The sequence below is a fragment of the Anabaena sp. UHCC 0253 genome (assembly GCF_009712085.1).
In the GTDB taxonomy this organism is placed as follows: Bacteria; Cyanobacteriota; Cyanobacteriia; order Cyanobacteriales; family Nostocaceae; genus Dolichospermum.
The window spans coordinates 787,443-801,647 of sequence record NZ_VILD01000002.1; the positions used below are offsets into that span (position 1 = coordinate 787,443).

General features: G+C 36.3%; 13 protein-coding genes and 1 pseudogene. 5 read left to right on the top strand and 9 right to left on the bottom strand.

Going from position 1 to position 14,205, the window contains the following annotated elements; translation table 11 throughout:
• A partial coding sequence (locus FJR38_RS07795) for a transposase (RefSeq protein ID WP_254449387.1) occupies nt 1–362 on the top strand: 362 nt, incomplete at its 5' end.
• On the opposite strand, the gene FJR38_RS07800 is transcribed toward FJR38_RS07795, so the two are convergent.
• The 5 genes and pseudogenes from FJR38_RS07800 to FJR38_RS07820 all read right to left on the bottom strand — a co-directional run bounded on the left by FJR38_RS07800 (nt 363) and on the right by FJR38_RS07820 (nt 4,315).
• Nucleotides 363–881, bottom strand: a complete 519-nt coding sequence (locus tag FJR38_RS07800) for a response regulator transcription factor (RefSeq protein ID WP_168536287.1) — start codon at nt 879–881, stop codon at nt 363–365.
• An 80-nt stretch (nt 882–961) separates the two neighbouring features.
• Nucleotides 962–1,546 carry a carbonic anhydrase gene (locus FJR38_RS07805; RefSeq protein WP_168536289.1) on the bottom strand — a complete coding sequence of 195 codons (585 nt, stop codon included), beginning with the start codon at nt 1,544–1,546 and terminating at the stop codon, nt 962–964.
• A gap of 80 nt (nt 1,547–1,626) precedes the next feature.
• Nucleotides 1,627–2,013 carry a response regulator transcription factor gene (locus FJR38_RS07810; RefSeq protein WP_168536291.1) on the bottom strand — a complete coding sequence of 129 codons (387 nt, stop codon included), beginning with the start codon at nt 2,011–2,013 and terminating at the stop codon, nt 1,627–1,629.
• Between the two features lie 242 nt (nt 2,014–2,255).
• Nucleotides 2,256–3,944 (bottom strand): annotated as a pseudogene (locus FJR38_RS07815) (SulP family inorganic anion transporter).
• A gap of 50 nt (nt 3,945–3,994) precedes the next feature.
• Nucleotides 3,995–4,315: a helix-turn-helix transcriptional regulator gene (locus tag FJR38_RS07820; RefSeq protein ID WP_168536293.1), complete on the bottom strand. Its 321-nt coding sequence runs from the start codon at nt 4,313–4,315 to the stop codon at nt 3,995–3,997.
• 468 nt (nt 4,316–4,783) lie between these two features.
• Between FJR38_RS07820 and FJR38_RS07825 the strand changes: the two genes are divergently transcribed.
• The gene (locus tag FJR38_RS07825) at nt 4,784–5,389 is read left to right on the top strand and encodes a PepSY domain-containing protein (protein WP_168536295.1); all 606 of its coding nucleotides are present in this window, start codon (nt 4,784–4,786) and stop codon (nt 5,387–5,389) included.
• A gap of 432 nt (nt 5,390–5,821) precedes the next feature.
• Here FJR38_RS07825 and FJR38_RS07830 read toward each other — a convergent pair whose 3' ends face one another.
• Together FJR38_RS07830 and FJR38_RS07835 are read right to left on the bottom strand one after the other, a co-directional pair.
• Nucleotides 5,822–6,373 carry a 3'-5' exonuclease gene (locus FJR38_RS07830; RefSeq protein WP_168536297.1) on the bottom strand — a complete coding sequence of 184 codons (552 nt, stop codon included), beginning with the start codon at nt 6,371–6,373 and terminating at the stop codon, nt 5,822–5,824.
• Nucleotides 6,374–6,514: 141 nt separating this feature from the next.
• Nucleotides 6,515–6,955, bottom strand: a complete 441-nt coding sequence (locus FJR38_RS07835) for a hypothetical protein (RefSeq protein ID WP_168536299.1) — start codon at nt 6,953–6,955, stop codon at nt 6,515–6,517.
• Nucleotides 6,956–7,236: 281 nt separating this feature from the next.
• Between FJR38_RS07835 and petN the strand changes: the two genes are divergently transcribed.
• From petN to FJR38_RS07850, 3 genes are all read left to right on the top strand, one after another.
• Nucleotides 7,237–7,323 carry a cytochrome b6-f complex subunit PetN gene (petN, locus tag FJR38_RS07840; protein WP_013189847.1) on the top strand — a complete coding sequence of 29 codons (87 nt, stop codon included), beginning with the start codon at nt 7,237–7,239 and terminating at the stop codon, nt 7,321–7,323.
• Nucleotides 7,324–7,330: 7 nt separating this feature from the next.
• Nucleotides 7,331–7,492 carry a hypothetical protein gene (locus tag FJR38_RS07845; protein WP_168493158.1) on the top strand — a complete coding sequence of 54 codons (162 nt, stop codon included), beginning with the start codon at nt 7,331–7,333 and terminating at the stop codon, nt 7,490–7,492.
• 179 nt (nt 7,493–7,671) lie between these two features.
• Complete coding sequence (locus FJR38_RS07850) at nt 7,672–10,197, top strand: GAF domain-containing protein (RefSeq protein WP_168536301.1); 2,526 nt, start codon at nt 7,672–7,674, stop codon at nt 10,195–10,197.
• A gap of 15 nt (nt 10,198–10,212) precedes the next feature.
• Here the strand turns inward: FJR38_RS07850 and FJR38_RS07855 are convergent, their stop codons facing one another.
• Both FJR38_RS07855 and polA read right to left on the bottom strand, forming a co-directional pair.
• Entirely contained in the window at nt 10,213–11,178 is a 966-nt protein-coding gene (locus FJR38_RS07855) for an alpha/beta fold hydrolase (RefSeq protein WP_168536303.1), read from the bottom strand.
• Nucleotides 11,179–11,285: 107 nt separating this feature from the next.
• Entirely contained in the window at nt 11,286–14,201 is a 2,916-nt protein-coding gene (gene polA / locus FJR38_RS07860) for a DNA polymerase I (protein WP_168536456.1), read from the bottom strand.
• Nucleotides 14,202–14,205 lie beyond the last annotated feature (4 nt).

The following is a 14,205-nucleotide window of genomic DNA, read 5'->3' on the forward strand; positions in this document are numbered from 1 at the left end:
GTCAAGAAAGAGGAATTAGAATTAGTGGTCCGCCGTTGGGAAGACCACCTAAAAATGTCAGTAAAGAAAATAAGAAACAGGCTGCTTATGACGAAGGTATTCGTAACTGTATTGAAGGTAAATTTGGGCAGGGTAAACGAAGATTTAGTTTGGGTAGAGTCATGGCTAAACTTCCTCATACCTCTCTAACTGCTATTGCTATTACTTTTTTAGTTATGAATCTTTCTACCTTACTATCAAGGGTTTTTTGGGGATTTTTATGGCAATTTTTCCAAATAATCTCTTTTTTCTTTAATTCAATTAGAAAAAGTGATGTTTTGCCTAATTTTAAACAACAAAAACTTATCTTTGCTTTTGCCTAACTACCTAGTTAATTTTTTTTTGCCTTTTTCTACTTTTTCAGCAAGCCCTAATTGGTATTCTTTAGGTGTCATAGACAATAGTTTATCTTGATAAGTAACAGTACAATTTGCTGGATCAAGTTGGAGTTCTCCCCACTCTAAAAAAGTCGATAATGCAGTATTTCCCCGGCGCAATAAAGCCCGAATCCGTGCCAGTAATTCTTTTAAATCAAAAGGCTTGATCACATAATCATCAGCACCGGCATCTAAGCCTTGGACTTTATCTGTACTACTATCTTTTGCGGTTAACATCAATACTGGCACTGTATAACCACGCCGCCTCAGTTTTTGGCACAATTCTATACCGTTGAAGATTGGGAGCATGACATCCAGAAGGATTAAATCATAGCTGAATGCGGTAATAAATTCCCATCCTTCCTCACCGTCACTAGCTATATCAACCGCGTAATTATGATCAGTTAAGGCTTCTGTTAGAGATGAAGCTATTCGTTCATCATCTTCTACTAATAAAACTTTCATAAAGCCCTCACCAGGATAAATGTGTAATGTTTACAATACCAATGTGAATTATCACCGTCAAAAAATTGGTCATTAATTAATCAGGTCTGATTTTCAAGTTTTGGTAAGATAGTTTTGAATTCATCTTGATTTAGAGTCGCTAAATAAAGTTCGATATCAATATGAGGATAACGGTTGCGAATTAACCAATAAGCTCGATTTAAATAATCTGTATGTACTTGTAACTCTTTTTCTGGATCTTTGCTTAAATTAGAATCAATCATGATTGCATAAGCCCCACAATCTTGATGATCTATGATAATTACTTTGTTAATATGATGGAGTCTATAGGATATATCTAACTGATCCCAAAATGCTTCAGCATCAGCTGGGTGGGGAAAACCTGTTATAGCTAAAGAAGCACCTGCTAAAGCTGTCCAATCATACTCACCCAGTAAATGTTTATTTCTTAAAAAATAGCGTTCTGCTGTCAAAAATCGAAAGTCTATACAACTCAGAATTAAAGCTTTTGCTTGATATGTTACGGCTCTAGCAGGTGCTGCTGATTGTAGAACAGAAAAAGCTACTGCTCCAGGAAGGAGTGATTTGAGAAAATAACGACGACTAGCCAAGGGATGACAACAAGGACATGGATGATTATGCAATTGATTGATGATATTCTTCATTTTTGATAAGTAGATTTTTTGATGATCATTGAAGTTTAAACCTAGCACTAAAATTATTTTCAATAATTTGCCAGTTGTTTTTAGAAATAAAAACCTTCATCTTTGTTTAATTGAAGTTTAATTACTTCTAAAAGTCTACTGAATCCTACTGTCTTTTTTAGCAAAATGTCTGCACCCAGTTGATGAATCTGATTAAGGGAAGATGAAACATCTGGTTTATTTGTTAATAGTATCAAAGGAACTTTGGTAGTTATTGAACTATCCTGGATTTTTTGTAATGTTTGATAGCCAATTTCTTCAACTATTTCCAGGGAGCAGATAATTAAGTCAGGATACTGTTCTTTTGCTAAATACGAACCTATAAAAAAGTTCCTGGCTTCAATAACATGAAAATTATTGTTTCTGAGAAATTGAGATAATAAATAGCAAAACTTTTGGTGAGACTCAACAACTAAAATGTTCTTCATGATATTTGAGTGTTTGGTTTGTTTATTAATCCTCGAAAAACGTAATGAATAATATGTATATAAGGTTGATCATTAGTTAATGTCCTAATCACCTTGTCCTTTGCTAGATCTATAGAAATCTTAAATCGTTTATGAAAAATCTTAGGTAGAAAACCCTGATATGTAAGAGATAGTCAGACCTGCATATATTTCAAAAATAAAATAGGATTTCTATATTTTGCTTTATTTATGACAAGGTAGTTTTAGTCATTTAATTCCATTAACTCTTTTGATTTTAAATTATTTACTTCAGGTTGATAACATCCGGCGATTTGGGGACTAATCGAGCAAATTGCATCTGTGGTTGTTTCAAAACAATTTGATAAACCAATTATTTTCAACAATCCTGAACGTTCTAGTAATCGTTTAACTTCGGGTTGTAAACCTGTAAGAATTAAACGACAATTATGGCGTTCCAAATTGTGGTAAATATCTTCTAGAGCTACTAATCCAGTCGTATCCATATTGGGTACAAATCGCAACCGCAGAATTAAATATTTCACTTCTGGTTCATCTCTGAGGAAGGTAGCAAACCTCTCAGCAGCCCCAAAAAATACGGGACCATCTACCCGATAAACAGCTATTTCTTTACCTAATTCCAGCGGAGTACCGGGGGGAAATACTTCAGTTTCCGGAATCTTCACCAAGCTCAAATCGCTCATCCGTTTGATGAATAAAGCACCGGCGGCAATTAATCCTACTTCGACGGCAAGAACTAAGTCAAACAAAATTGTTACCAACTAAGTGAGAATCATCACTGCAAAGTCGGAATAGGTAGCACGCATTAATAAACCAATGGCTTCCCACTCAATCATCCGCACGCTAACTACCATCAAAATACCAGCCAATGCTGCTAGAGGAATTTGGGCTGCTAAGGGTGCTAAAGTGAGGACAATAATGGCTAAAGCCACGCCGTGAATTACCCCAGAAAGTCGGGTTTTACCGCCAGAACGGACATTCACAGCAGTGCGGGCGATCGCTCCTGTGGCGGGAATACCTCCAAAAAATGGGACAATAATATTTGCTAATCCTTGACCAATTAATTCGCGATCGCTATTATGTTTCTCACTTACAGTCATACCATCAGCCACTACCGCTGATAGCAAAGATTCAATACTTCCTAGTGCAGCCAAGGCCAAAGCCGGATTAATCAATTCTCGAATTACAGTAAAATCATGACCGTGGGGAATCCCTTGGAGCATCGGTAAAGATTGCGGAATTGTCCCAATTGTGGGGACATTCAAATGGAAATAAGTAGCTATTCCCGTCGCTAACACTAATCCCACTAAAGAACCCGGGATGGTAGTATTGATTTTCGGCCACAAAACCTTGCTGGCAATCACAACCGTTGCTAACCCAACAGCAGCCCAATTCAAAGCTTCTACATGAGTTAGAGTATTCCCAACTCCTGGCAGAAAATGTTCACTACGCGGTAGTTGTAAGCCAAAGAAATTATTTAATTGACCGCAAAAAATAATAACAGCAATACCATTAGTAAAACCTGCCGTGACTGGATAAGGTATAAACTTCACTAATTGTCCAAGTTTGGCCACCCCTAAAGCCACCTGGATAATTCCAGCCATCACCCCAGCAATCCAAACTTTCTCAATGCCGTATTTGGCGACAATTCCCACTAAAACCACAGCCATTGCACCTGTAGGTCCTGTAATCTGTACCGGCGAACCCCCAAAAATTGCTGCGACAATTCCCGCCACAATAGCAGTGTAAAGTCCTGCTTTTGGTTCAACTCCACTGGCTACAGCAAAGGCTAAAGCCAAGGGTAATGCGACTATAGCCGCTGTCAGCCCTCCTGTTAGATCACCACGCAGTTCACCAAACAATCGCTTCAGACGGAAAAACTGTGGTTCTTCGAGGATATTAGAGATTCCCATATTATCATTTTCAACTCTCATACATAATTTGTTGATGCACACAGTATGTGTTATTCCATCTTTTCCAGTGCCTCACGCACATTAACAAGATGGTTGTTAAACACTTCCAGTGCAGCATCTAGCACTTTGAAAATAGCTGGATCACGAATCGAGTAAAAGACGTAGTTGCCTTGTTTGCGACTCGTTACCAGATTGAGCCGACGTAGCACTCCCAACTGCTGAGATATTGATGAAGCATCTACCTCTAACCACTGGGCAATATAATTCACGTTTTGTTCTCCCTGTCGCAGTGTATCCAGGATTTGAATCCGCACAGGATTAGACAGAACTTTGGAAAAGTCTGCCTTGAAGTAACTAGGCTCAAAGGGCATCTTGATATCTCTCTATCTTCAAAGTCTTGCAGATAGTTTAACACAATTTTTTAATTTAGAAGGTAGTATGACAATTTTCACTGCCCGTTGGCTATAAGTTTTGTCAAGACTTACTATACCTAGCTTATATAAGAATTTTTAACTTGGTGATACATCTTTCCGAGTTCTTTACCTTTACTGTTTTATCCTCAAAAGTAATATGGGTTTCATGCCAAATTAAGATGAAACTGCATCAAATAAAATTCCCAAAATAATTAAGGCAAATAAACGCAGGTATAGACAACTTAATTAATGGAATTGATTATTTTTTGCCAGTTTATCTTTAATTTTAAAAACCAGCATATTTATAGCATATCGCAAGTGAATAAGGTAAAAAATTTAATAACAAAGCTATATACCAAAAGACCTTCAACCTTGTTCTCTGCTGTATCAAACAGATCATATTTGTATTCATTGTTTGAGGTTCTCATGGTTAATATCAATCAGTCTCGTGAATTTCGCAAACTCCATCGTCAGATTGCACCAATTTTGTTTATTCCTCTACTTCTGAGTGCGTTAACTGGTATTGGTTATCGCTTGGGAAGAAGTTGGTTTGGGATGCCGAAAGACACTGGCAAAATTTTCATGAACATTCACCAGGGTACTTTTTTAGGTAAACCACTAGAACCAATTTATGTATCTTTGGTAGGATTGGGATTGATTGGATTAGTGATTACTGGATTGGTGATGATTAAAAAATCTCAGCAGTCTCGTTCAAGTAAAGCACAATCTAAACTGACTGTCCGCAGCATTCACAGCATTATTGCACCTATTGTTTTTCTCCCCTTGTTCGCTAGTGCAATTACGGGTATTGCTTTCCGAGTGGGTGAAAGCTGGTTGGGATTATCAGAAGAACAAATTAAATTTTTGATGACAATTCATCAAGGTAGCTATTTCGGTAGTTTTGGTAAACCTATTTACGTTTTGCTGGTTGGGTTAGGATTGATTGCTATGCTATTTACAGGTATTAGTATGACGGGAATTTTTCGTCAACGTCGTTCTCAAGTTACAAAAAGTGAACAAATAGATGATTAAGAATTGAAAAATTTCTGGTTTTTAAGTCATCCAAGTGTATGTGTTTGCCGATACTGGGGGTATATTCACTTTGGTTGAGGATAAAAATCTCTACAAATGCTAAGACTATTAAGTAGGCAGGCAAAATTAATTATATAAAAGATTTGGATTTAATGTAGGGGTAGCGCCCCCGTGCCTACCCCGGTATTTGGGGCAACCACAGGGGGTTTACCCCTACAAAATTGATTGATTTAGGGATTTTTAAAATGTTCAATTTATTTTGCATTACTACTTAAAACACCAATCCAATAACACCATTGAATCTAAGTTGAAGGAAACTTTTTTGGTAATCTGATTGGTGTGAGTATTTACACTCTCATTGATTTACCAGTAGATGGGGCTGAATTTCTGCCAAATCCCAGTCATTTTGTTTTTTGGGCGATTTCTAAACCATTAACTTTTTTTAGTGGTTTGCATATAACGGTAAATAGCAGCAATATTCCGAGCATCATCAATTCCTCGATGATGTGTACCTTGTAATTCCATGCCTAAATGTTTAAGGGCTTGTGCCATACCAAATTTATGAGATACACCTAAATATTCAGAAAATTCCTGTTTAATATTTCTGTGTTCTGCACCAAAAGGATAAGCAATATGATGGAATTTACAATCTTGTAAAAATTGCGATTTATCGTAATTACCCCAAGAACAAAATATATTATGAGGACATAAATTCATCCAATCTGTTAATTTTGACATTGCTTCTGGGAAATTTGGTGCTGTGTCAACTTGTTGCTGAGAAATACTGGTTAGTTCTGTACAAAAAGGTGTAAGTTGGGGATTTCTGACAGGTTTAATAAACTGTTGAAACTCAGAATCAATTTCCCATGTTTGGCGATTGAGCATTACCGCACCAATTTCGATGATTTCCATCTCATGACGGGGAACAGTTTTTTTGTCACAACAAGTAGCTTCAAGATCAATGATTAAAAAATAGTGATTCATTGGTAATTTGTAAATTGAATATTAAACATTAGATATTAACTCAAGTTGCTAGTTATCTAATTGAGTCCGGTAATTGGTAATAGGTGATAAAATCCCTGTTTTCATCCTTCCATCCTGGATATCCTAGTTCTGACAATAAATTCATGAAAAAGGTTTTAGCCATTTTAGTAAAATAGCAGTATCTAGAGCAAAAGCAGCAAGAGCAAACCATAATATACTTTCTCCAGCTAAGATTAAAAAAGGCCAAACCGAATTATTGATATCCCAGCCAACTTCTATTTGTGTTAAACCCCGCACCAACCCAAAAGCCCAAACTCCACCAGTTTTGAGGTGAGGATTTACATCTATGCGGATAATATAGCGGTAGGTGACACCAAAGAGAAAACCCGAAAAACCTGCTATGACACCATTTAATAACATCTGTAAATTTACTGGATCAATTTTATAATAATCAACCAAGGGAAAATACTTATCCAGCCATAAAACATTAATAAAGCTGGTGCTAAGGAAAGCTAAACTTAAAGATATACTGCCAATTACTCCCGCTTTTAGCGATTCTAACCGTTCTGCCATTAATTCCATAATTTTTCTCAACTTCCTATCAATATAGTTAATGAATCAACCGTGATATAATCCTAATAGATAGGTGTAGCTCAATTAAATGCTAAAAAGCAGCCTATCAAAAAAGTTAAAAATTATCTCCAAAAGTCCCTAGGACATAGGGCTTTAAAGCTCAGTTAATGTTCTCATAGAGGAGTCGCTGAGAAGCCCACACTTACCTGTTAGCGCAAGCGTGCCGCAAGGCATAAGGGATTGTGTGGAGTGTGTCACAGACCTTTTGCAATTATTTGAAAAGTAAAACTATGATTTTGACACTGGGTTGGGTATCGCTGTTGGTTGTGTTTACATGGTCGATTTCTATGGTAGTTTGGGGACGCAACGGACTATAGAGGAATCGTGGAAAGTCCATTTTTGAGTATTTTGGCTTTATTTGCCATAGTGCTGCTAGTAGGAGTCACTGGTGGTGTTGTTTATTTAACATTAGCAGATTGGCGCGATCGCCGTCGTCTCGAAGACGAAACCCGCGAAGCCAGACGCAGCACTAGTAAGCGAAAATGATTCAATTACAGCACATATTGGGCTGTATTTTGCGTAAAACACTGTTTATGTAGGGGCAAGAATAGCTTGTTTCCCTACATAATCTATATTTATCACCTCACCAATACCAAGATTTATTGCTACATTAAAATAAGACCAACAATATAAAAATCCGCTTGGGAACGGAGAATAATTTTCATATGGAACTCAAACAACCAACTTCCCAACCAATATATCAAACAAATATGACATTTTCTCTAGATCGTAGAGAAAGACAAAAAGCTTTGTCTAGAGTAATTGCTCGAATTCGGGAGTCTCTAGATATAGATATTATTTTTACAGTCACAGTAACTGAAGTTCGTCAGTTACTAAATACTGACAGAGTGGGAGTATTTCGGTTTGACAAGGAATTAGATTGTCAAGGTGAATTTATATATGAAGACGTAGATCAAAAATGGGTTTCTGCATTATCAACCAAACTGCATGAACACTATTGTGCAGAAGATTTTACCCAACTCTATCAAGAAGGCAGAATTAAAGTTATATCTGATATTTATCAAGACATTAATTGTGATTGTCAGGTTAAAAGTTTAGAAAAATTTCAAGTCCGTGCCAATATAGCTGTCCCCTTAATGAAAGGCAAAGATTTATGGGGATTATTATGTATTCATCAATGTAGTCAACCCCGGCAATGGGAAGAATCAGAAATTGAATTTGTACAATTAATTTCTGAACATTTGGGAGTAGCTTTACAACAAGCTGATTATATAGAACAAGTTAAATTACAATCAGCCCAACTTGCACAAGCAAAAGCTAGAGAAAAATCGGCAGAACATCAAAAAACCATTGCCAAAACGATTGAAAAAATTCGTCAATCATTAGACTTAGAGAGTATTTTTCGCACAACTACGGACGAACTCAGACATTTACTAAATGTTGATCGTGCAGCCATTTATCGTTTTAATCCTGATTGGAGTGGTGAATTTGTCTTTGAATCTGTAGCTGAAGGTTGGGTAAAGCTGATGGACGAACAGCTACAGCGTCCAGAGATAGGTGATAATATTAGTGAATGTAAATTAAAAGATTTAGTAGAACCACCAACTGACACCTACTTACAAGATACAGGTGGTGGTCGGTTTGCTAAAGGTGAAGTATATCGTGTTTGTGATGATATTTACAATTGCGGATTTAACAATTGTTACATCCAAGTTTTAGAAAGCTATCAAGCAAAAGCTTATGTAATTATTGCTATTCTCTATAATCACAAAATTTGGGGATTATTAGCAGTTTACCAAAATACACAATCCCGTGATTGGCAACAAGATGAAGTCTACTTACTCACACAAGTTAGTTCACAATTGGGTGTAGCTTTACAGCAAGCTGAATATTTACAAACATTGCGGAAACAAGCATCCGAAATTAGCAAAGCAGCCGAAAGACAAAGAGCATTAGTAAATACTGTTGATAAAATTAGGCAGTCTTTAGATATTGATATTATCTTTAAAACTACTACTCAAGAAGTCGGGAGATTATTGGAAGTAGAACGAGTAGCAATTTATCGTTTTCATGCTGATTGGAGTGGTGAATTTGTCGCTGATTCTATTTTGGATAATTGGACAACAGTTGCTAAACCTCAACCTATAACTGAACTGGTGCTTCTACAAGAAACAAAAGCGGGAAAATATGCCAGAAATGAAGTTTTTGTTCCCATTTCTCAAGGTGAAAAGCTATGGGGATTGTTAGTAGCTTATCAAAATTCCCAACCTCGTTATTGGCAAGAGGAAGAAATCAATTTATTAGCACAAGTTGGTGTGCAATTGGGTGTAGCAATACAACAAGCTGAATCTTTAAAACAGATGCAGATACAAAAGGAAGAAATTGCCCAAACTTTGAAGGAATTACAGCGCACTCAAAGCAAGTTAATTCAAAGTGAAAAAATGGCGGGTTTAGGTCAGTTAATTGCTGGGTTAGCACACGAAATTAATAACCCGATTAGTTTCATTTACGGTAATATTCCTTATGTGACTGACCATGTAAAAGATTTATTAAATTTAGTGCGTCTTTACCAGAATAACTATCCCCAAGCGATAGGAGAAATTCAAGATCAGTTAGCAGCAATAGATTTAGATTTCATTAATGATGATTTGCCCAAAATGCTCAATTCTATGATGGGTGGAGCAGATCGTATTCGTCAATTGGTGATTTCATTAAGAACTTTTTCTCGTCTTGATGAAGCTGAAATGAAGCCTGTTAATTTACATGAAGGAATTGATAGCACTCTCTCAATTTTACAACATCGGTTTCAACAACATAATAATACCCTAAAAATTGCAGTCATTAAAGAATATGGTGAATTACCGCCGATAGTTTGTTATGCTGCTCAAATGAATCAGGTATTTATGAATCTTCTCACTAATGCCCTTGATGGTTTAAAAGAATCATTTACAGAAAGTCCAACAATTTGGATTCGGACAAAAGTTATAGATAATATTCATCTGCAAATTTGTATTGCTGATAATGGTTGTGGGATTGCGGAAAATGTACGCGATCGCATTTTTGAACCTTTCTTTACGACGAAAGAACCTGGACAAGGTAGCGGTTTAGGATTATCTGTGAGTTATCAAATCATTGTCGAAAAACACGGTGGACAAATTAAGTGCATTTCTGAATTAGGGAAAGGATGTGAGTTTATAATTGAAATGCCAATTCAGCAGAATTTAGTCTAACTATTGAAGAAGAAATTACCAATCACCTAATTGAGTGCTAAGAAAATAGCGGACATGATCAACAAAAGTTAGTCCCCATTCTCTTGTCCCATGTCCCATTCCCGGAACTACATAACATTCACCATCAGGGAATTGTTGAGCGCAATTTTTAGCATCTTGAGAACCAACTACAGGATCATTACCCCCTACCAAAAATCTTACCTGACGCGGTAATTGAACCTGATCTACATAAGTCATCGGGTTACAAGCTAAAGCAAACTCATCAGGATGTTTAATATTTTTCACAAGTTGTAAAAGATTAATAATTGTTTTTGTTTCGGGTTGTAGTTTTCCCGCTAGATTTCCAGCCATTTTCCCTAGAGGTGAAGCAGCTAAATTTGGTAAAATACAACCGCCCCAAGTTTTAGCAAAATACTCAAGGTCTGCATGGCCGATTACTCCCAATAATCTTTCTCCAATCCCATGAGCAGTAAAACAATATGCTGTTTCTAATACTCCCATGCTGACCCCAAATAATGCCAATTTAGTATTACCTATTCCATACCGTTGACGACAAAATTCATGAACTTTATTGACATCATCTACATTTTTGCGAAATAGGTGTAAAAGTAGTTTTGTATCAAAGGGAATACCTCTTTCTATTAATGGTTGAATTTCTTTTTCTACCTTCGCTGTAAATGTTCTAATTAAACTCCTCTCCCCAGCAAAAGGAGTATCAAATAAAGCTACAGCAATACCCATCTGTGTGAGTGTGGGGATGATAAAAGCATTTAAGCCATAGGGCGCACACATCCCTTGCAAACCAATCACTAGAGGTACATCTTGTCCAGTGCGATGGGGGGGCAAAAAAACCACTACTGGAAAGCCGCTGAGTCTTTCATCAATATCAGCTACTCCAATGTAAGGGTAAGGTTCATAGAACCAATAGCGATCGCCATTTACACCTTCTAAATTAATCGTTTCGGGTCCGTAGATAGGCATATTTAGTTAGATAAATAATAATTACTGTATTTTATACACAAAATGCAGTTTTTAGATCCCCGACTTCTCAAAAAATCGGGGGATCTTGTTTTTCAAAATATTAAACTTTATTTCGTTTCCATCCAATTATCCCCCGCGTGAATATCAACAACTAAAGGCACAGATAAAGAAACAGCATTTTCCATTACTGACTTAATTTGTGGTTTTAATTCTTCCCATTCTTGAGGAGGAACTTCAAAAACTAATTCATCATGAACTTGCAATAATAAACGCGCTTGATATTTCTTTAAAACCTCATGTAATTGAATCATGGCAATTTTGATAATATCCGCACTAGAACCTTGAATTGGTGCATTTGCAGCAGAACGAAGTAATCCGGCATCATAAGCACCTAAATTCTTTAACTTCTGTAGATTAATATCTTCTAAATTGCTACCTTTTAGTTGACGTAAACTATTACTTGTAAATTCAAAATAACGTCGTCTACCGAGAATTGTTTCCACATAACCAAGAGCGATCGCTTGTTTTTTAACTTCCTCTAAATATTTAAACACTTGAGGATATCGTTCATTAAATCGCTTAATAAACTCATTCGCATTAGCTTTATCTATACCAGTTGAACGGGCAAATTTAAGAGAACCCATGCCATAAATTACACCAAAATTAATCGTCTTCGCAAAACGCCGTTCATCTGATGTTACTTCTTCTTTCTCAAAAACTAATTTTGCCGTCACAGTATGAATATCTTCATTTTGTTGATATGCTTGAATTAATATCGGTTCTTGACTCAAATGTGCCAAAATCCTTAACTCAATTTGCGAGTAATCAGCAGCTACCATTAACCAACCAGATTCCGGTAAAAACGCCTTTCTAATTTGCCGACTAAAAGCGGTACGAATAGGGATATTTTGTAAATTTGGATTAGAAGAAGATAACCTACCTGTAGAAGTTGCAGTTTGGTTAAAATCAGTATGTAATCTTTGGCTTTTGGGATGTACTAAAACTGGTAGCGCATCTACATAGGTAGACTTTAATTTTGATAAAGTCCGATATTCAATAATCGCTTCCACAAATCCCGTATTATCAACTTCTTGGAGTTTTTCTAAAGTTGCTGCATCTGTAGAATAACCAGTTTGAATTTTACGAGAATATTTGGTACTTAAACCTAATTTATCAAAAAGAATTTGACTTAATTGCTTAGGAGAACCTAAATTAAATTTCTCTCCCACAATTTCAGTAGCTGTTATTTCTAATTTTGCTAATTCTGTTTCTAACTGCTGTGAAAGTTCTTTGAGATAATCTGAATTAATACGAACTCCTGTATATTCAACTTCTGCTAAAACTGCTTCTAACGGTAGTTCAACTTCATTCAAAAGTTTATATAAAGCTGGAGTTCCTGCTAACTTCTCCCGTAATTTTGGTACTAATCCAAATGTAGAATAAACGTCCATTCCGCAATAATCAGCAACCGCAGAAATACTAATATCAGCGATAGTTTGCCCTTTAGGAACTAAATCTCCATAACTTTTGCCACTGAATCCCAAATATCGCAGAGATAAATCACTTAAATTATGGCTACTATCTGGATTAATCAAATAACTAGCCAGCATCGTATCAAATACCACTCCAGCTAAATTAATACCTTGACACCGCAGAATTAACCGATCAAATTTAGCATTTTGTAAGGATTTGGGATAATCAGCACTTTCCAAAATTGGCCGCAGTGTTTCTAATACCAAATCTCGACTTAAATTATCACCATTTTTATGTCCAATGGGAATATAAGCAACTTGATCAGGTTCTATTCCCCAACAGCAACCAATCCCGACTAAATCTGCATCTCGTGGTTCTAATGCAGTAGTTTCTGTATCCCAAGCAACGGGTATTTCTGGATTTGTGAATTTTCTTAAACCTGCGACTAATTCCGTTAATTTAGCTGTTGTATTAATGATGCGTGGTTGAATAGGTGAAGCATTTTGTTTGATTTCTTTGGCTGTATCTTCTGCACTAAAAAACCATAGATCATCATCTGTTTCTGTAGAAGGTGTTTCTATAGTTTTAGATACTGGAGTTTCTACAATCTCTCCGCCAAATTTTTGCTGTATTTCATTGATTTTATCTAAAAATCTTTTAAATTCTAATTTCTCTAAAATCGGGATTAGTTGAGTATTATCAAAACCTTTTAATTGACAATCTTCTAAATCAATTTCTAAAGGCACATCACAAACTATCTTTGCTAAATAGCGCGATTTTTCAGCGTCTTCTTTACCCGTAGCTAGTTTTTTCTGAGTTGCACCTTTAATTTCATCTAAAGCAGCATAAATTTGTTCAATAGAATTATAAGTATTTAATAGTTGAACTGCTGTTTTTTCGCCAATTCCTTTGACTCCGGGAATATTATCTGATTTATCACCACAGAGGGCTTTAAAATCAACAATTTGTGTAGGTAATACGCCTAATTTTTCTTTTACCTCTTCAGCTTTGAATTCAGCAATACTATTTGTAGAACGTTTTAATGCTTCTGGTGTGAAATTTAAAACTGTAATTTCTTTATCAGCATCAATTAGTTGAAATAAATCTCTATCACCGGAAAGTATCTTAACCCGATACCCAGCCGCAGCGGCTTTTTGTGCTAATGTTCCCAATACGTCATCTGCTTCATATCCAGGTGCAGTTATGATGGGTAAATTCAGACTGGTGAGTAACTCATAAAGGTTTTCTAAGTCGGGAATAAAGTCTTCTGGTGTTTCTGCACGTCCAGCTTTGTATGTATCATCAGCTTCATGACGGAAAGTGGGTAAAGCCAAATCAAAAGCTACAGCTATGGCTTGCGGCTGTTGTGTGGCTATTACCTCTAGCAAACATTTAAGAAAACCAAAACACACACTAGTAGGAATACCAGTGTGTGTGCGAAGTCCTCCATCTCTACCTTTAGCAAAAGCGAAGTAGGAACGAAAAGCGAGGGAGTGTCCATCAACAAGGATGAATGTAGGCTTGTTTATAAATGGAGAATTAAAAGTCAATTGA